A 17,672-nucleotide genomic window follows, 5' to 3' on the forward strand; every position below is an offset into this window, starting at 1 on the left:
TTTTTTTCTGGCTGAGGCCCTGCAGCGCAGGGTGCACATCCGGGTCCCGCCTAGGGCGCAGAGGCCTGCTGCGCTGCTAGACTGGTGATTCAAATTGTTACAAATCGCCCGGTGCCGGCAGGCCGGTCCGGGCCGTGCGTCAGGGGGCTGCGGCACTGTGGCCCCGGGTTTTTGGAAGGGTGATACATGAAAGTTTCTGATCTGCGCATTGGCGTCAAGCTGGGGGCGGGGTTCTTGGCGGTGGTGCTGCTGACCACGGTGCTGGGCCTGATTGCGCTGGTGCAGATGTCGCGCATCCACGCCAACGCCGAAGAGATCGCCACCAACCTGCTGCCCAGCGTGGCGCAGACCGGGGACCTGCGCGTGCTCTACAACCGCATGCGCCGCTCCGAGGCGGGCATGGTCACGGCGCGCAGCCTGGTGGAGGTGAAGGCGTTTTCCGAGCAGGTGGCCCTGCGGGCCAAGGACATCGAGCGGGTCGAGAAAACCTACGAGCCCCTGATCGACAGCCCCAAAGAGCGCGAGATTTTTGACGCCTACAAAAAACGCAAGGCCGAATACGCCGTGCTGCAGGCCAAGCTGGTCGAGATTGCCAACGGCGTGGACTTCACCACCGCCGAGACGCTGGAGCTGACCAGCGACGCCCTGTCCATGGTCTATGCCGGCGAGTCCGAAGGCGCATTCGTGGCCGTGGCCGAAACGCTGGGCCAGCTGCAAAAGCTCAACGCCGACAACGCCATCCAGGCCAGTGAAGAGGCCCGGCAGGTGTTCAGCGTGGCGCGCATCTCGCTGCTGGTGACGCTGGCCGTGTGTGTGGTGCTGGCCGCGCTGCTGGGTGTGGGCATCACCCGCGCCGTCACCGGCCCGGCGCGCCATGCGGTGCGCGCGGCGAGTGCGATTGCCGAGGGCGACCTCACCACCGAAGTGCCCGCTGGCGGCAAGGACGAAATGGGCCAGCTGCTCACCGCCCTGGCCGACATGCGCGACAACCTGGCCCGCGTGGTCACGGGCGTGCGCAGCAATGCCGAAGGCGTTGCATCGGCCAGCTCGCAGATCGCGTCAGGCAACAACGACCTGAGCGCGCGCACCGAACAGCAGGCCAGCGCGCTGGAAGAAACCGCCGCCTCAATGGAAGAACTGGGCTCCACCGTGCGCCAGAACGCAGACAACGCACGCCAGGCCAACCAACTGGCCGTGAGCGCCAGCACCGTGGCCGTACAAGGCGGCGACGTGGTGGCCGAAGTGGTCGAGACCATGAAAGGCATCAACGCCAGCAGCAACAAGATAGCCGACATCATCAGCGTCATCGACGGCATCGCCTTCCAGACCAACATCCTGGCGCTGAACGCCGCTGTCGAGGCCGCCCGTGCCGGAGAACAAGGCCGGGGCTTTGCCGTGGTGGCCGGAGAAGTGCGCAGCCTGGCAGGGCGCAGCGCAGAAGCCGCCAAGGAAATCAAAAGCCTCATCACCGCCAGCGTGGAACGCGTGGAACAAGGCACCGCCCTGGTCGATAAGGCAGGAGCCACCATGACCGAAGTGGTTGCCTCCATCCGGCGCGTGACCGACATCATGGGAGAGATCAGCGCCGCCAGCAGCGAACAAAGCGCAGGCGTAGGCCAGGTGGGCGAAGCCGTCACACAGATGGACCAGGCCACCCAGCAAAACGCAGCCCTGGTGGAAGAAATGGCAGCGGCGGCCAGCGCGCTGAACGCCCAGGCAGGCGAACTCGTCAACGCCGTGGCCGTGTTCAAGCTGGACGCCAATGTCACCAGCGCCGCCCAACGCAGCAGCAGCTACAGCACAGCGACAACCGCCCGGGCCCCCATCCCGGCGCCCAGCTACAGCGCCGCGCGCAGCACCCCGGGCAAGCCCGCCAGCCTGGGCGCGCGCAAACCTGCAGCCAAGCCCGCAGCCAGCCTGGCAGCGCCCAAGGCGGCAGCCTCCAGCACCGCGCCGCAGCACCCCGGGCAAGCCCGCCAGCCTGGGCGCGCGCAAACCTGCAGCCAAGCCCGCAGCCAGCCTGGCAGCGCCCAAGGCGGCAGCCTCCAGCACCGCGCCAGCAGCCAAGGCCCACAGCCCGGCCCCGGCCCCCGCCAAGAATGCAGGGGGCAGCGACGACGACTGGGAGAGCTTCTGAGCGCAGGGGGCCGTGGAGGAGAGGGGAATCTCAGCCAAAATGGCCGTTACCGCGCGACTGTATTGCCTAAGTAGCTATTAAAAGTAGAGCGTCACACAGTCCGGGCAGGGCCACGCAGCGCGACGCAGCACTGCACAACCAAAAAGCACGCAGAGGGGACATCCCTCTGCGTGCTTTTTTGTTTGTGGGGTACGTCCCCCCGGTATCAGCGGTGCGGATTGGGGTACAGCAGCTGCAGCCCCGGCAGCTGGGGCCGCTGGAAGGGTTGCCACACTACGCCGGGCCCCTGGGGCTGGCCCAGCCGGTCGGCCACGGCCCACCAGGCGCTGGGGTTCAGGCCGATGCCGAAGTGGCTAGCCACCACCTCGATGTTCTCGGTGTGCGGGTTGTGGTCGGCGGGCGCCTGGATGCTGCCGCGCCAGGCCACCACGCCGTCGGTGCGCGAGAAGATGCTAGTGGTGGGCACGGGCGGTGCCTCGGGCAGGTTGTAGCTCTCGGTTTCGCGCTCGATGCTGCGGCCGCTCGCAAACTGGTAGATGCGCCAGGCGTTGGTGGAGCGGTGGTGCCCGGCAAAGGGCGTACCCAGCGTGATCACGCAGCGCACCAGGTCGGGCATCTCCTTGGCCAGCTCGCGGGCGTAGATGCCGCCCAGGCTCCAGCCCACCAGGCTGACTTTGTGGCCGCTGGCATCGGCCGCTTCCTGCAACTGGCGCTTGGCGGTTTCCAGCACGCCATCGCGCGGGCCCAGATTCAGGCCCTGGCCCCAGCCCAGGGTGTCGTAGTTGCGCGATTCGAGATACCGGCGCAGCGGCACGGTGGTGGCATCGCCCGCCGTGAGCCCGGGAAACACGATCACGGTGTGCCCGTCGCCCAGCGGCGCGCGCTGCAGCACGGGCCAGGCGGGCAGCACGGCACCAAACTCCCAGGGGGCGCGCAGCTCCAGCGCCAGCAGGGGCAGGCCGGGGGGCGGCAGGTCGGTGGGGTCGGATTCTTTCTTGTTGAACAGGGCCATCAATTCATCGTTTCAAAGCGGGGCGGCACACCGGGCGTGTGGCTTGCGGCGACGGTAGCATTTTTTCGGCAGACGGCCGGGGGTGGAAATGGAGCTAGCTCTCCAATTCCTGCCCGGGTCAGGGCGGTGAAAACGGGGTGGCAAGGCCCGCAAAGCCCACCTGAAGGCGGGCTGACGATGGGTGCGTTTTGACCGATTTTGTTATTAATTGCAACTGTTCGCTGCTATGCTTTCTTCACGCCTGCGCGGGCAAAGAACAGGTTCTGTGGTTCCGGTAGACCGCGTGCCTTGCCGAACAACCCCCCCATCCAGAAAGACCGCGTCCATGACCGTCGTATCCGCCCCTGCGCCCTCCCATGCATCCGCCCTCCAACGCTCTGCGGCCCTGGTTGCCGCTGCGGCGGTGGGCCGCGAATACCTGACCTTCCGCCTGGGGGCTGAGGAATACGGCATCGACATCCTGCGCGTGCAGGAAATCCGCTCGTACGAGCCGCCCACGCGCCTGGCGCATTCGCCCGATTTCATCCGGGGCGTGATCAACCTGCGCGGCCGCATCGTGCCCATCCTGGACTTGCGCGTGAAGCTGCAATGCCCCGAGGCGAGCTACACCGACTTCACGGTGGTCATCATCCTGGACATCGGCGCCACGGTGATCGGCGCCGTGGTCGATGCCGTGGCCGACGTGGTCACCCTTACCCCCGACGCCATCAAACCCACCCCCCAGTTCGAGCGCCAGGGCCATGTGGACCCGGCCTTTGTCACCGGCATCGCCAGCCTGGGCGAGCGCATGCTGATCGTGATGGACATCGAGGCCCTGCTCAGCAGTGACGAAATAGGTCTGGTGACAAAAGCCACGCCGGAGTAAGGTGTTTGCACAACAAGTCCTCGACACTGGCTTGCGGCCCGGTCGTCGCCCAACGAATTCATCAGCAACCCCGAGGAGAAACACAATGATCCAATGGAAGATTTCCACCCGGCTCACCATCGCGTTTACCGCCATGGTGGTGCTGCTGGTGGTGCTGGGCTCGGTCGCCCTGGTCCGCTCTGCCAGCCAGCGTGCAGCGCTCAATGACATCGTCGAGGCGCGCATCCCCATCACCAAGTCGATGGGCGTGCTGGCCGATGGCGTGAATGTCCAGGCCATCCAGTTCCGCAACCTCGCGATCTTCACCTCAGAAAACATCACCAAGCCGTCGCTGGAGCGTGTGGCTGCGGCGCGCAGCGCCATCGCCGAGCAGATGAAAACGCTCACCACGCTCGTCCAGTCCGAGAAGGGCAAGGAGATCCTGGCGCGTGTGCAGGCCAACCGCGCCGCCTTCCTCAAAGTGGGCGACGAATACCTGGCGCTGATCCAGCAGGGGCAAAGGGACGAGGCCCTGAAGCTGCTCGAAGAAAAGGTGCGCCCCACCCAGCTGGAATACCAGAAGACCATCAAGGAGCAGGTGGACTACCAGGCCCAGGTGACCACCGATGCGGGCCAGCGTGCCGAGGCCGCCGCCAGCGCCCTGCAGCGCGATGTGCTGATTGCGGGCGCCCTGGCGATTGCCGTGGCCATCTTCATGGCGATCAGCATCATCCGCTCCATCACCCGCCCGCTGGCCCAGGCCGTGGAGGCCGCCGACCGCGTGGCCGCTGGCGACCTGAGCGGCCAGATCAGCGTCCAGTCCAAGGATGAAACCGGCCAGCTGCTGGCCGCCCTGCAGCGCATGCAGCAAAGCCTGGTCAACACGGTGGCATCGGTGCGCAGCAACGCCGAAGGCGTTGCATCGGCCAGCTCGCAGATCGCCTCGGGCAACAACGACCTGAGCGCGCGCACCGAACAGCAGGCCAGCGCGCTGGAAGAAACCGCCGCCTCAATGGAAGAACTGGGCTCCACCGTGCGCCAGAACGCAGACAACGCACGCCAGGCCAACCAACTGGCCGTGAGCGCCAGCACCGTGGCCGTACAAGGCGGCGACGTGGTGGCCGAAGTGGTCGAGACCATGAAAGGCATCAACGCCAGCAGCAACAAGATAGCCGACATCATCAGCGTCATCGACGGCATCGCGTTCCAGACCAACATCCTGGCGCTCAATGCAGCCGTGGAAGCCGCCCGGGCCGGAGAACAAGGCCGGGGCTTTGCCGTGGTGGCCGGAGAAGTGCGCAGCCTGGCAGGGCGCAGCGCAGAAGCCGCCAAGGAAATCAAAAGCCTCATCACCGCCAGCGTCGAACGCGTGGAGCAAGGCACCGCCCTGGTGGACAAGGCCGGAGCCACCATGACCGAAGTGGTCGCATCCATCCGGCGCGTGACCGACATCATGGGCGAGATCAGCGCCGCCAGCAGCGAACAAAGCGCAGGCGTAGGCCAGGTGGGCGAAGCCGTCACCCAGATGGACCAGGCCACCCAGCAAAACGCAGCCCTGGTGGAAGAAATGGCAGCGGCGGCCAGCGCGCTGAACGCCCAGGCAGGCGAACTCGTCAACGCCGTAGCCGTGTTCAAGCTGGACGCCAACGCCACCAGCGCCGCCCAGCGCAGCAGCAGCCACAGCACAACGACAACCGCCCGGGCCCCCATCCCGGCGCCCAGCTACAGCGCCGCGCGCAGCACCCCGGGCAAGCCCGCCAGCCTGGGCGCGCGCAAACCTGCAGCCAAGCCCGCAGCCAGCCTGGCAGCGCCCAAGGCGGCAGCCTCCAGCACCGCGNCGCAGCACCCCGGGCAAGCCCGCCAGCCTGGGCGCGCGCAAACCTGCAGCCAAGCCCGCAGCCAGCCTGGCAGCGCCCAAGGCGGCAGCCTCCAGCACCGCGCCAGCAGCCAAGGCCCACAGCCCGGCCCCGGCCCCCGCCAAGAATGCGGGGGGCAGCGACGACGACTGGGAGAGCTTCTGAGCGGCGGGGGTCGTGGAGGAGAGAGAAATCTCAGCCAAAATGGCCGTTACCGCGCGACTGTATTGCCTGAGTAGCTATCAAAAGTAGAGCGACCGCAAGGCCGGGCAGGGCAACGCAGCACAACGTGACGCGGGGCAGCACTGCACAACAAAAAAGCACGCAGTGGGGACATCCCTCTGCGTGCTTTTTTGCGTGGTTTTCGAGCGATGGCCCGCCCTGCTGATTTCCCCGGGGGGTTGTATTCAAACGTAACAGAAAGGGCTATGCTGGGCCCGTTGCCCGGTCGATGGGTTGGCTGGGCGAACGGCATCCCTACCAGGAGAATTGCCATGAGCCAGTTCAAGATCTCCACCCGCCTTGCCGGATTGCTCACCGCCCTGTGCCTGCTGGTGCTGCTGGTGGGAGGGGGCGGGCTGTTTGGCATGGGGCAGTCCAACGCCGGGCTCAAGTCGGTGTATGACGACCGGGTGGTGCCGCTCAAGCAGATCAAGGTCGTGGCCGACATGTACGCCGTCAACGTGGTGGACACGGCCCACAAGGTGCGCGACGGCGCCATGACCCCCGCGCAGGGCGTGCAGTCGGTGGCCGATGCGCGCAAGGCCATCGACACCAACTGGAGCGCCTACCTGGCCACCCGCCTGGCGCCGGAGGAAACCCAGCTCGTCGCCCGCTTCAAGCCCCTGCAGGCCAAGGCAGACGCAGCCACCGACACCCTGCTCGGGCTCTTCAAGTCAGGTGATATGGCTGCGCTGACCACCTATGCGGCCAAGGAGATGTACCCCGCCATCGACCCGCTGCAGGAGGTGCTGGGCCAGCTCATGCAGGTGCAGCTGGACTACGCCAAGGCCGAATACGACAGTGCCGCCGCGAGTTTTCAGACCATCCGGGCGCTCGCGCTCACGGCCGTGGTGCTGGGCGTTTTGCTGGCCGTGCTGATGGGCGGGGCGATGATCCGGCAGATATCGCGCTCGCTGGACAACGCCGTGCAGATCACCGACTCGGTCGCGCAGGGCGACCTCACGGTGCCCATCCACGCGCGGGGCAAGGACGAGATCGCCCAGCTGCTGGGCGGCCTGACCACCATGCGCGACAACCTGGCGCATGTGGTGTCGGGCGTGCGCGGCAATGCGCAGGGCGTGGCCTCGGCCAGTGCCGAGATCGCCTCGGGCAACAACGACCTGTCGATCCGCACCGAACAGCAGGCCAGCGCACTGCAGGAGACGGCCGCGTCGATGGAAGAGCTGAGCTCCACCGTCAAGCAGAACGCCGACAACGCCCGCCAGGCCAACCAGCTGGCGATGAGTGCGTCCACCGTGGCAGGGCAGGGCGGCGACGTGGTGGCCGAGGTGGTGACCACGATGAAAGGCATCAACGACAGCAGCAAGAAGATCGCCGACATCATCAGCGTGATCGACGGCATTGCCTTCCAGACCAACATCCTCGCGCTGAATGCCGCCGTGGAGGCGGCCCGCGCGGGCGAACAAGGGCGTGGCTTTGCCGTGGTGGCGGGCGAGGTGCGCAACCTGGCCCAGCGCAGCGCCGAGGCCGCCAAGGAAATCAAGTCGCTCATCACCGCCAGCGTGGAGCGCGTGGAGCAGGGCACCCTGCTGGTGGACAAGGCGGGTACCACCATGACCGAAGTGGTGGGCGCCATCCGCCGCGTGACCGACATCATGGGCGAGATCAGCGCCGCCAGCAGCGAGCAGAGCACGGGCGTGTCGCAGGTGGGCGAGGCCGTGACGCAGATGGACCAGGTCACGCAGCAGAACGCGGCTTTGGTGGAAGAAATGGCGGCTGCCGCCAGCAGCCTGAGTCATCAGGCCCAGGCCCTGGTGGGGGCCGTGGCGGTGTTCAAGCTCTCGACGGACCAGGCGCGGGCCTCGCAGGGCAGCGCCCCGGCAGCACATCCAGCGCCCGTAGCCGCGCCCGCCAGTGCGTCCCGTGGTGGTGGTGCGGGTGGCATGGCTCCAAAGAAAACACTGGCATTGCGGGCCGCGCCCACCAGCCCTGCCCACAAGGCACCCACAGCCCCGGCCCCTGCTGCACCTGCGTCCCAGGCCCGCAAGCCGGTGGCGGCAGGGGCGGAAGACGACTGGGAGAGTTTTTAGGTGTTGTCGCGGCTCTTCGTGGGCTGCTCCCCCTGTGCCCGCCTCCCCTCGGGCGGTTTTGGGGCTTGGCCTCTGGCCGTCCGATTCTTGAAGCCCGTCTTCTTGCAAAGGGGAAGAGGGCGGCTTGATCTACGGCAATTTGCAGATGCCGTGTGTAAGCCAGACGCCCCCTTTTCGCGCCTAGACTCTCTGCGAACCTGCTGACGCCCGACCGTGCGTCCAGGGGCGCAATCCGCAAACCGCAGCCCACCCGGGCAAGCACCGCGACACCAGCAAGAACACGTGGAGTGAACCACGTGTTTTTTTGTGCTCCCCTCAACCGCTCGGACGGGTGCTCTTCCGCAGGTTCATACCTATAAAGAACCCCACAAAAGAACCATGAACAACCTCAAAATCGGAGCCCGCCTGAGTCTGGCTTTTGGCCTGGTCCTGCTGATCACGGCCGCCATTGCTGCCACGGGCGTGTGGCGGTTGGCCGCGCTCAAGGATGCGAGCATGCGCATCGCCAATGTCGAGATGCAGCGCAACGCGCTGGCGCAAGAGTGGAAGGCCGCCATCGACCTCAATTGGGTGCGTGCGTCGGCGTCGCTCAAGGCCACGGATGCGGGCTACATTGAATCGCTTTCGGCCGATATGGCCGCCACATCCCAGCGCGCGAGCGAGGCCCAGAAAAAGCTGGAGGCGCTGGTGGACGATGCCACCGACAAGGTGCTGATGGAGCGCGTGGCCACGGCGCGTGCGGCCTATGTGGGAGCGCGTGCCAAATTGCTGGAGCGCAAGAAGGCGGGCGAAGACGTGTTTGCGCTGGTGGATAGCGAACTCAAGCCGCTGGCGGGGGCCTATCTTCAGTCGCTGGCCGATGTGGCCAGCAACACGCACAAGCAGCTCGACGAATTTGAGCGCAGCATCATCCAGGCGGCGGGCGCCAGCCAATGGGCGCTGGCGCTGGGTGCGGTGGTGTCGGTGGTGCTGGGCGCGTTGTTTGCGCTGTGGACGACACGCTCCATCGTGGGGCCCGTGCACCGCGCGGTGCAGGCGGCCGATGAGATCAGCCATGGAAACCTGGCGGTGCCCATCCATGAAGACGGCAAGGACGAGATGGCCCACCTGCTGCGTTCGCTGGGCGAGATGCAGCAGAACCTGGCGCGCATCGTGGGGCATGTGCGCTCGGGTTCCGAGAACGTGGCCACGGCGTCGTCGGAGATCTCGCAGGGCAACAACGACCTGAGCGCGCGCACCGAGCAGCAGGCCAGCGCGCTTCAGCAGACGGCGGCGTCGATGGAGCAGCTCAACTCCACGGTGCGTCAGAACGCCGACAACGCCCGCCAGGCCAACCAGTTGGCCCAGAGCGCATCCACCGTGGCGGTGCAGGGCGGGCAGGTGGTGGGCCAGGTGGTGGACACCATGAAGGGCATCCACGACAGCAGTAGCAAGATCGCTGACATCATCGGCGTGATTGACGGCATTGCGTTCCAGACCAACATCCTGGCGCTCAATGCCGCCGTCGAGGCCGCCCGTGCCGGGGAGCAGGGCCGGGGGTTTGCGGTGGTGGCCTCGGAGGTGCGCAGCCTGGCAGGCCGTTCGGCCGAGGCCGCCAAGCAGATCAAGGCGCTCATCCAGGACAGCGTGGAGCGTGTGGGCTTGGGCTCGGCGCTGGTCGATCAGGCCGGTGCGACCATGACGGAAGTGGTGGGTGCGATCCGGCGCGTGACGGACCTGATGGGCGAGATCAGCGCTGCCAGTTCCGAGCAGAGCCAGGGCGTGGCCCAGGTGGGCGAGGCCGTGACGCAGATGGACCAGGTCACGCAGCAAAACGCTGCACTGGTCGAGGAGATGGCCGCTGCTGCGAGCAGCCTTAACCACCAAGCGCAGGACCTGGTGAGCACGGTGGCGTTTTTCAAATTGTCGGCAGGCCAGGCCATGGCGGCGGCCACTGCCACCGCTGCCGCCCCCCTGAGGGTGGCCGCGTCTGGTGCTGGCCGGGTGCCTGCTGCGCCCACGGGCACTGCCCGCTTGGCACCGCAGGCCAAGCCGCGTACAGATTCCCCCAAAGCGCTGGGCAGCAAACCCCTGAGGTCGCCCGCAAGGGGCAGCGCACCCCGCGCGGCCGAAGGCAATGAGACGGACTGGGAGAGTTTCTGAGGCGCTACAACTGGCGGGCCGTTGTGCTGGTGGCCCGCCTTGGGCGGCGGTCACGGCTGCTGTCACGCTTTCTCATGCCACCGTCTTGAACGGGCTGCGCGCCTGCAGCTCCTGCAGATAGCCTTCAACGCCTGCACCTTCGCGCTCCAGGAAACGCTCCACCGCATCGGCAAAAGCCGGGTGGGCCAGCCAGTGGGCGCTGGTGGCCTGCACGGGCAGCAGGGCGCGGGCCATCTTGTGTTCGCCCTGGGCACCGCCTTCAAACCGCTGCACGCCGTGGTCTATGCACCATTGCAGCGGCTGGTAGTAGCAGGCCTCGAAATGCAGGCAATCCACCCGCTCCAGCGCGCCCCAGTAGCGGCCATAGGCCACCAGGTTTTGGTCTTTTAGGCCATTACCGCCTGATGGGCTTGCCCCGATAGCTATCAAACTGGTAGCAATTGGGCGCCCATCACGCTCGGCCACAAACAGCAGCCAGGCCTCGGGCAGGTGCGCCGCCATGCGGGCAAAGAAGTCGCGCGTGAGGTAGGGCGGGTTGCCGTGTTCGAGGTAGGTGCGCTCGTAGCAGCGGTAGAAAAAATCCCAGTCGGCCGCGCTGATGTCGGCACCCCGCGACCAGCGGAAGCGGACCCCGGCCTCCGCCACGCGGCGGCGCTCCTGGCGGATCTTCTTGCGCTTGTCCTGAGAGAGGCTGGCGAGGAAGTGGTCGAAGTCGGTGAAGTGGTTCGAGCCGCCGCCGGGCCGCCCCAAGGCGGCGAGCGCCCCACGACCCGGCGAAGCCGGGGGCCCTTCCCCAGCCTGGGGCAGCGAGAACACGCCAGTGCCGAGCGTGGGGGCTGCGTTTTTCCAGTGGAATTGCACGGTGTGCCGCAGCATCCAGTCCTGCTCGGCGCCGGACTGCACATCGTCGCCACTCGCAAACAGCATGTGCACCGACGACACGCCTTCCTGCTCGCACCACTGGCGCACCGCCTGCAGCAGCAGCGCCCGTGTGCCCCCATCGCGCGCCAGCAGCCGTGCGCCGGGTACGGGCGTGAAGGGCACGGCGACCACGGCCTTGGGGTAGTAGGGCACGCCGTGCTGCTCGTAGGCGCTGGCCCAGGCCCAGTCGAAGACGTATTCGCCGTACGAATGGTTCTTGAGGTACAGCGGGCAGGCGGCCACCAGGGTGTTGCCCTCCCACAGGGTCATGAAGCGGGGCGTCCAGCCCGTGCGGGGCGTGGCGCTGCCGCTCTCGTGCAGGGCGGCCAGGTATTCGTGTCGCAGGAAGGGCGTGGGGTGGCTTTGTTGCGCCAGCAGGGCGTTCCAGGCCGCTGCGTCTACATCCAGCGGGGACGCGAGCACGCGGGCGATAATGGCAGCTTCCTCAGCCATGCGCTCTCCCGTGTTGCCCACCGCAGCCCGGGGCTGCATGGGCGGTATCCAACCCGGCCAAAAGTGCCGACTCCAGTTCCATGACGCTCTCCATTTGCACTGCGCAGCTCAACTTTGTCGTGGGCGACATGCCCGGGAATGCGCAGAAGATCATTGCCGCCGCGCGCGAGGCCTATGCCCAGGGCGCGCGGCTGTTGCTGACGCCCGAGCTGGCCATTTGCGGCTATGCGGCCGAAGACCTGTTTCTGCGGCCCGCTTTCATCGCGGCCTGTGATGATGCCGTGAAAACCGTCGCCCGCGAGACTGCGGGGTTGAAGGGTCTGGCCATCGTGCTGGGCCACCCGCAGGCCCTGGCGCCCGATGCGCCAGCCTTCAGCGCCTGCCACAACGCGGCCAGCGTGCTGCGCGACGGCCGCATCGAACAGACCTACGCCAAGCGAGAGCTGCCCAATTACCAGGTCTTTGACGAACGCCGCTATTTCGTGGCGGGCACCGCGCCTTGCGTGTTTGAGGTGGAGGGCGTGCGCGTGGGCCTGCTCGTCTGCGAGGACGCCTGGTTTGCCGAGCCCGCGCGCAGCACAGCGGCCGCAGGCGCACAGCTGCTGGCGGTCATCAACGCATCGCCCTTCCATCTGGGCAAAAGCGCCGAGCGCGAGGCCACCATGCGCGAACGCGTGGCCGAGACGGGCCTGCCGCTGGTCTACGCCCACCTGGTGGGCGGGCAGGACGAGGTGGTGTTCGAGGGCCGCTCGTTTGCGCTGAACGCCGACGGCTCGGTGGCCGGGCGGGCGCCAGGCTTTGAAGAAAAACTGGTGTTTGCGCGCGTCCATCATGCGCAAGCAGCTATCAAAATTGAAGCAGACATTGCGCCCGAGAAAAGCCTGGAGGCCGACCTGTGGGATGCACTGGTGCTGGGTGTGCGCGACTACGTGGGCAAAAACGGCTTCCCCGGCGCGCTGCTGGGCCTGTCCGGAGGCATCGACTCGGCCTTGGTGCTGGCGGTTGCTGTAGATGCGCTGGGCGCCGACAAGGTGCGCACGGTGATGATGCCGTCGCCCTACACGGCCGACATCAGCTGGATCGACGCGCGCGACATGGCCGAGCGCTTGGGCGTGCGTTATGACGAGATCTCCATCAAGCCCCAGTTCGAGGCCTTCAAGGCCGCGCTGGCCAGCGACTTTGCGGGGCTGGCCGAGGACACGACCGAGGAGAACCTGCAGGCGCGCATCCGGGGCACGCTGCTGATGGCGCTGTCCAACAAGTTCGGTGCCATCGTGCTGACCACGGGCAACAAGAGCGAGATGTCCACCGGCTACTGCACGCTGTATGGCGACATGGCGGGTGGCTTTGCGGTGATCAAGGATGTGGCCAAGACGCGGGTGTTTGACCTGGCGCGCTGGCGCAATGCCAACGACCCGTATGGCACGGGCGCCAACCCGATCCCTGAGCGCATCATCACCCGCCCGCCCAGTGCCGAGCTGCGGCCCGACCAGAAGGACCAGGACAGCCTGCCGCCTTACGAGGTGCTGGACGCCATCGTGGCGCGCTACATGGAGAACGATGAGCCCATAGAGTCCATCATTGCCAGCGGTTATGCGCGGGCCGATGTGGAGCGGGTCACGCGGCTCATCAAGCTCAACGAATACAAGCGCCGCCAGGCGCCCGTAGGGATTAGAGTGACACGCCGCAGCTTCGGCAAAGACTGGCGTTACCCTATCACCAATAAATTCCGCGCCTGACGGCGGGTTTCTGACCGTTCCACCGTCGCGCCAGCAGTTTTCCCCTATCTTTCACATCCTTCAGGAGACCCGCCATGAAAATGATCACCGCCGTCATCAAGCCCTTCAAGCTCGAAGAAGTCCGCGAAGCCCTGGCCGAATGTGGCGTGACCGGCCTCACCGTGACCGAAGTGAAGGGTTTTGGCCGCCAGAAGGGCCACACCGAGCTGTACCGCGGTGCCGAGTACGTGGTGGACTTCCTGCCAAAGGTGAAGGTCGAGGTGGTGGTGAAGTCCGAGGACGTGGACCGCTGCGTGGACGCCATCGTGAACGTGGCGCGCACCGGCAAGATCGGCGACGGCAAGATTTTTGTGACGACCGTGGAGCGCGTGGTGCGCATCCGCACCGGGGACCTGGACGACGCAGCGGTCTGAGGCTGAGCGGTTCTGGCTTGGGCCTGACAAGGCCATGGCCCTGGGCCCATTGAGAAAACAAAAAAGGCGGATTCCTCATCCGCCCTTTTTCATGGGTGACCGCCTTGCCGGGGTCAGATCACATCGCGCAGCGGCACGGGGGCATGGTCGGGCCCGGCCGACTGCACCAGGGTGCGCAGCAGCGCCTCGGCATCGGCAGATGCGTGCAGCAGGCCCATCTGCCATTCGCCCATGAAGCCACTGGCCACGCTGTGGTTCAGAAAGCCCGTGAGCCCGTCGTAGTAGCCCGCCACATTGAGCAGGCCCAGAGGCTTGTCGTGGTAGCCCAGCTGGCGCCAGGTCCACACTTCAAACAGTTCTTCAAAGGTGCCGATACCGCCGGGCAGGGCGATGAAAGCGTCGCTGCGTTCGGCCATCATGGCCTTGCGCTCGTGCATGGTCTGCACAATGTGCAGTTCGTCGCATGCCCGGTTGGCGAGTTCTTTGTCCACCAGCGCCTGGGGGATCACGCCCACCACGCGGCCACCGGCCTGGCGCGTGGCCTCGGCCACGGTGCCCATGAGCCCGCTGCGGCCTCCGCCATAGACCAGTTGGCCGCCATGGCGGCCAATCCAGGTGCCGACGGCTGTGGCAGCCTCGGCAAAGGCGGGGTTCTCGCCGGGGCGCGAGCCGCAGTACACACAGACGGAAAAAGCCGGTTCAGCCATGGAAAAACCTCTGGAAAAGAGCCGCAGCCCAGATGCCCATGCACAGCAGCAGCGCCAGCAGCACGGCCGCGCTGCCCATGTCCTTTGCGCGCTTCGAGAGGTCGTGCCATTCGGGGCCGATGCGGTCGATGGCGGTCTCGATGCCGGTGTTGAGCAGCTCCACGATCATCACGATCACGACCGAACCGGCGAGCAAGGCCACCTCGACCCAGCTGCGCCCCAGCCACAGGGAGAGTGGCAGCAACACCATGGCGGCGATGGCTTCCTGGCGGAAGGCCTTTTCGTTCCAGCCGGCGCGCAGGCCTTCGATGGAATAACCCGCAGCGTGCCAGATGCGGTTCAGGCCGGTGCGGGCCTTCTGCGGGTTGGCAGGGGCTGCCGAGGGGGAGGGGGATGCAGGCATGGGCTTATTTTTTGGGGAGTTCATAGTGCACCAGCCGGGTGCCTGCCAGTGCATCGTGCCAGAACTGCCGGGTGGGGTGAAAGCGGCTCAGGATGGCCCAAATGGCAACCCAGCCACCCAGCAGCACCAGCACTTCCAGTGCAGGCACGCCAAACATGTAGGCGGCAAGGGGGGGCAGGAACCACAGCCAGCTCAGCACGTAGCGCAGCAGTGCACGCGCCTGGGTGATGGGTTGCCCGTCCTGGCCCACCACGCGGATATGCCAGGTCTTCTGGGCCAGGGTCTGGCCCTTGGCCCAGAACCAGGTGAAGTAGATGCCGAACACCACAAACAGGAATGCCTGCAGCGCATGGCGGTTGTCCATGGCGTTGCGGGTCTGGCTGAGCGTGCCAAACAGGTAGCCTGCAATGAACACCACGCCGAACATCAGCATGCCCTCATAGAGCCAGCAGGCCATGCGCCGCCACAGGTTGGGCGCTGTGGCTTCGGCCAAGGGGGCGGGGGTGGTGCGGGCGTCAGCCTGCGGGGAGTGGGGGGAGGGCGATGCGGGCATTCCAGATGTCAGGCCCGTCGGGCCGGGCAGGTTGCAAACCTACTGAGGATACAGGCCAGAGGTGTCGGGCGTGACGGGTTGCGACGCCGTGGTGGCGGGGGGATCGACCGGGCCCGTGCCCAGGGGGGGCAGCGCGGCTGGCACGGCCACCGGCACTGCCACGGGCGCGGTTTCCACCCCAGTGGAGGTGGATGCCGCGCTGGTGGGCGATGGTGAAGGGGCTGCTGCCGGGGAGGGCACGGGTGTCACGGGGGCCGCCACCCGGGGGCCGTGTTCGGTCACGGGCGGAATCTTGGGTGCGTTCGGGCGGCTGGGGTTGGCCTCGGTGGCGGCAGGCACCTGGGCCAGCTTCTTGGGCGAGACGGGGCGCAGGGCCGTGGCTGCGCCTGCGGGCTTGGGCACGGCCCTGGCGGCCAGAGCGCTGCGTTCTTCTTCGGACAGGGCCTGGTAGGCCTCCCACTGCGCGCGCTTGTCATCCCGTGCCAGCCGGTTGGTGACGGCGTAATTGAGCCGGGCCTGGTTGCGCTGCTGGGCGCTCAGGTTGGCCCAGTCGGTGATGCGGTCATGAAACTTCTTTCGCTCGTCTTCCGACAGGCTGGAGTAGTTGGATGCCAGGGTCAGCCAGCGGCGCTTTTGTGCCTCGCTGATGAGGGCCCAGCGTTCGGCCAGCGGATACAAGGCCAGCTTCTGCGGCGTGTTCAGGGTCTCCCAGCCCGGGCCGGATTCGGTCTGGGGTTGCAGGGCCATGCCCGAAGTGACCGGCGTGCGCGCGTTGTTGGGGCTGGCGACAGCTGCTTCTGCGCCGGCAGGCAGCAGCGTGCCGGGGGCCATGCGCATCTGCACCCACACCTGGCCACCGATGGCAACGAACGCGCCCAGAAGCGCCAAAGCCAGCACAAAGGCTGGCAAAGGGGTGGGAGCGTCTGGGGGGCGTGGGGGCATGCAGTCCTGGTTCAGGCAGTTCAGTTGGGCTGCGCAGAGGTTTTGAGGAATTGTACGAAGCCTGGATCGGCGTATGCCGCTGGTGGCAGGTCGTCGGTCAGCAGGGCTGCATCCACTTCGGCCACATCGTTGGCGCTGCGTTCGTCCTGGGCGGCATTGATGACCACCAAGCCCACCACCAGGGCCAGCAGCGGAACAGCCGACACCAGGGCATTCCACCAGCTGCCGCCCTCACTGCCACGGCCCAGGGTGGCCACAGGGCCAGCACCCACCACCACGGTGGCTGGTGCCGTGCGCCGCACGGGGGCGGTCACCTTGCGCTTGGCCAGCGCTTGCATGCGCGAGGCGCGCAGGCGTTCGGAGATGTCGTAGGGCAGTTCAGCCGTGCCGCTGGAGAGGCGGGCCGTCACGCGCAGCGCAAAACGCTCTGCTGCTGCTTCGGCGGAGGTCGTTAGGGGCGGTGCGGTGTTCTTCATGGCTCGATTCCTTTGGCCTTCAGTGCCTTGCTGAGGGTTTGTATGGCGCGAAAGCAGTGTGTTTTGACGCTGCCTTCCGAGCAGCCCATGGCGGCTGCCGTCTCTGCTACATCCATTTCTTCCCAGTAACGCATGAGGAAGGCTTCCCGTTGACGTGGTGGCAGTTCGGCGATTTCGGCTTCGATGCCGCGAAAGATCTGGGCCCTGCGGGTGAGGTCTTCCGCACTTTCGGCCTTGTCGCCGTCGTCCGGGCCGGAGTAGGCTTCCAGCAGATCAAAATCCATGCCATCTTCGCCCGGGCCTTCGAAGTCGCTCATGCTCGAAAACAGTGCATTGCGTGTCTTCTGGCGCCGGAACCAGTCCAGCGTGCAGTTGGACAGGATGCGCTGGTACAGCATGGGCAGTTCTGCCGCAGGTTTGTCCCCGTAGTGTTCGGCCAGCTTGAGCATGCTGTCCTGCACGATGTCCAGCGCCGCTTCCTCATTGCGAACATGGTAGAGCGAGCGCTTGAAGGCGCGCTTTTCTACACTTTTGAGGAAGTCGGAGAGTTCTTGTTCGGTGGCCAAGACGGGGTGGTCCGGGGTGGGCGGTGCACAAAACGCTGTGAATTGTGGCTGTCTGGCACCGTAAAGCCTGTGATTATCGCATCCGCAGGGGTTTTTTTCGGCCAGGGTGGGTTTTGAGTGTGTTGCAGTGCGATAATTGATGTTGCAATTCAAAAGGCAAACGGGTCACGGTCCGGCGGGCAATCATCCCGCTCATGTCCTTGGCCTCAAGTTCCAAGCTGGCTTCACAAGAGCG

15 protein-coding genes are annotated in these 17,672 nt (G+C 66.3%); 7 read left to right on the forward strand and 8 right to left on the reverse strand.

From position 1 onward, the window contains the following. Nucleotides 1-186 precede the first annotated feature (186 nt). Entirely contained in the window at nt 187-2,211 is a 2,025-nt protein-coding gene (locus tag A1D30_RS04490; RefSeq protein WP_277922015.1) for a methyl-accepting chemotaxis protein, read from the forward strand. Between the two features lie 131 nt (nt 2,212-2,342). On the opposite strand, the gene A1D30_RS04495 is transcribed toward A1D30_RS04490, so the two are convergent. Then, complete coding sequence (locus A1D30_RS04495; protein WP_063459580.1) at nt 2,343-3,149, reverse strand: alpha/beta hydrolase; 807 nt, start codon at nt 3,147-3,149, stop codon at nt 2,343-2,345. A gap of 325 nt (nt 3,150-3,474) precedes the next feature. On the opposite strand from A1D30_RS04495, the gene A1D30_RS04500 reads away from it, so the two are divergent. The 4 genes from A1D30_RS04500 to A1D30_RS04515 all read left to right on the forward strand — a co-directional run bounded on the left by A1D30_RS04500 (nt 3,475) and on the right by A1D30_RS04515 (nt 10,264). After that, nucleotides 3,475-4,014, forward strand: a complete 540-nt coding sequence (locus A1D30_RS04500; RefSeq protein WP_063459581.1) for a chemotaxis protein CheW — start codon at nt 3,475-3,477, stop codon at nt 4,012-4,014. Between the two features lie 85 nt (nt 4,015-4,099). After that, a partial coding sequence (locus tag A1D30_RS04505; protein ID WP_242421782.1) for a methyl-accepting chemotaxis protein occupies nt 4,100-5,830 on the forward strand: 1,731 nt, incomplete at its 3' end. A 513-nt stretch (nt 5,831-6,343) separates the two neighbouring features. Then, nucleotides 6,344-8,122 (forward strand): methyl-accepting chemotaxis protein, encoded by a 1,779-nt coding sequence (locus A1D30_RS04510; protein WP_063459582.1) that lies wholly within the window; start codon nt 6,344-6,346, stop codon nt 8,120-8,122. Between the two features lie 378 nt (nt 8,123-8,500). Then, nucleotides 8,501-10,264 carry a methyl-accepting chemotaxis protein gene (locus A1D30_RS04515; protein ID WP_063459583.1) on the forward strand — a complete coding sequence of 588 codons (1,764 nt, stop codon included), beginning with the start codon at nt 8,501-8,503 and terminating at the stop codon, nt 10,262-10,264. Nucleotides 10,265-10,336: 72 nt separating this feature from the next. Here the strand turns inward: A1D30_RS04515 and A1D30_RS04520 are convergent, their stop codons facing one another. Beyond that, nucleotides 10,337-11,638: a GNAT family N-acetyltransferase gene (locus A1D30_RS04520; RefSeq protein ID WP_063459645.1), complete on the reverse strand. Its 1,302-nt coding sequence runs from the start codon at nt 11,636-11,638 to the stop codon at nt 10,337-10,339. Between the two features lie 80 nt (nt 11,639-11,718). Between A1D30_RS04520 and A1D30_RS04525 the strand changes: the two genes are divergently transcribed. Continuing rightward, a complete protein-coding gene (locus A1D30_RS04525) occupies nt 11,719-13,377 on the forward strand; it encodes an NAD+ synthase (protein ID WP_063459584.1) in 1,659 nt (552 codons plus the stop codon). A gap of 74 nt (nt 13,378-13,451) precedes the next feature. Next, nucleotides 13,452-13,790, forward strand: a complete 339-nt coding sequence (locus A1D30_RS04530) for a P-II family nitrogen regulator (protein ID WP_063459585.1) — start codon at nt 13,452-13,454, stop codon at nt 13,788-13,790. A gap of 113 nt (nt 13,791-13,903) precedes the next feature. Here A1D30_RS04530 and A1D30_RS04535 read toward each other — a convergent pair whose 3' ends face one another. Genes A1D30_RS04535 through A1D30_RS04560 form a run of 6 tightly spaced genes read right to left on the reverse strand, consistent with a single transcriptional unit; the run spans nt 13,904 to nt 17,437 of the window. Then, a complete protein-coding gene (locus A1D30_RS04535; protein WP_063459586.1) occupies nt 13,904-14,497 on the reverse strand; it encodes a TIGR00730 family Rossman fold protein in 594 nt (197 codons plus the stop codon). Continuing rightward, entirely contained in the window at nt 14,490-14,900 is a 411-nt protein-coding gene (locus tag A1D30_RS04540; RefSeq protein ID WP_063459587.1) for a diacylglycerol kinase, read from the reverse strand. Before A1D30_RS04540 ends, A1D30_RS04535 begins: the two co-directional genes overlap by 8 nt. A 4-nt stretch (nt 14,901-14,904) precedes the next feature. Then, entirely contained in the window at nt 14,905-15,453 is a 549-nt protein-coding gene (locus tag A1D30_RS04545) for an RDD family protein (RefSeq protein ID WP_063459588.1), read from the reverse strand. 39 nt (nt 15,454-15,492) lie between these two features. Next, nucleotides 15,493-16,395, reverse strand: coding sequence for a DUF3106 domain-containing protein (locus A1D30_RS04550; RefSeq protein ID WP_063459589.1), 903 nt, complete (start codon nt 16,393-16,395; stop codon nt 15,493-15,495). 20 nt (nt 16,396-16,415) lie between these two features. Next, nucleotides 16,416-16,871, reverse strand: a complete 456-nt coding sequence (locus A1D30_RS04555; RefSeq protein ID WP_063459590.1) for a DUF3619 family protein — start codon at nt 16,869-16,871, stop codon at nt 16,416-16,418. Continuing rightward, nucleotides 16,868-17,437, reverse strand: a complete 570-nt coding sequence (locus A1D30_RS04560) for an RNA polymerase sigma factor (protein WP_063459591.1) — start codon at nt 17,435-17,437, stop codon at nt 16,868-16,870. Before A1D30_RS04560 ends, A1D30_RS04555 begins: the two co-directional genes overlap by 4 nt. Nucleotides 17,438-17,672 lie beyond the last annotated feature (235 nt).

Source organism: Acidovorax sp. GW101-3H11 (assembly GCF_001633105.1).
Lineage (GTDB): Bacteria > Pseudomonadota > Gammaproteobacteria > Burkholderiales > Burkholderiaceae_C > Acidovorax.

What these genes read in the sequence shown, in the direction of transcription:
- A1D30_RS04490 (WP_277922015.1), top strand. Translation starts at nt 187, where the DNA reads ATGAAAGTTTCTGATCTGCGCATTGGCGTCAAGCTGGGGGCGGGGTTC.
- A1D30_RS04495 (WP_063459580.1), bottom strand. Translation starts at nt 3,149, where the DNA reads ATGGCCCTGTTCAACAAGAAAGAATCCGACCCCACCGACCTGCCGCCC.
- A1D30_RS04500 (WP_063459581.1), top strand. Translation starts at nt 3,475, where the DNA reads ATGACCGTCGTATCCGCCCCTGCGCCCTCCCATGCATCCGCCCTCCAA.
- A1D30_RS04510 (WP_063459582.1), top strand. Translation starts at nt 6,344, where the DNA reads ATGAGCCAGTTCAAGATCTCCACCCGCCTTGCCGGATTGCTCACCGCC.
- A1D30_RS04515 (WP_063459583.1), top strand. Translation starts at nt 8,501, where the DNA reads ATGAACAACCTCAAAATCGGAGCCCGCCTGAGTCTGGCTTTTGGCCTG.
- A1D30_RS04520 (WP_063459645.1), bottom strand. Translation starts at nt 11,638, where the DNA reads ATGGCTGAGGAAGCTGCCATTATCGCCCGCGTGCTCGCGTCCCCGCTG.
- A1D30_RS04525 (WP_063459584.1), top strand. Translation starts at nt 11,719, where the DNA reads ATGACGCTCTCCATTTGCACTGCGCAGCTCAACTTTGTCGTGGGCGAC.
- A1D30_RS04530 (WP_063459585.1), top strand. Translation starts at nt 13,452, where the DNA reads ATGAAAATGATCACCGCCGTCATCAAGCCCTTCAAGCTCGAAGAAGTC.
- A1D30_RS04535 (WP_063459586.1), bottom strand. Translation starts at nt 14,497, where the DNA reads ATGGCTGAACCGGCTTTTTCCGTCTGTGTGTACTGCGGCTCGCGCCCC.
- A1D30_RS04540 (WP_063459587.1), bottom strand. Translation starts at nt 14,900, where the DNA reads ATGCCTGCATCCCCCTCCCCCTCGGCAGCCCCTGCCAACCCGCAGAAG.
- A1D30_RS04545 (WP_063459588.1), bottom strand. Translation starts at nt 15,453, where the DNA reads ATGCCCGCATCGCCCTCCCCCCACTCCCCGCAGGCTGACGCCCGCACC.
- A1D30_RS04550 (WP_063459589.1), bottom strand. Translation starts at nt 16,395, where the DNA reads ATGCCCCCACGCCCCCCAGACGCTCCCACCCCTTTGCCAGCCTTTGTG.
- A1D30_RS04555 (WP_063459590.1), bottom strand. Translation starts at nt 16,871, where the DNA reads ATGAAGAACACCGCACCGCCCCTAACGACCTCCGCCGAAGCAGCAGCA.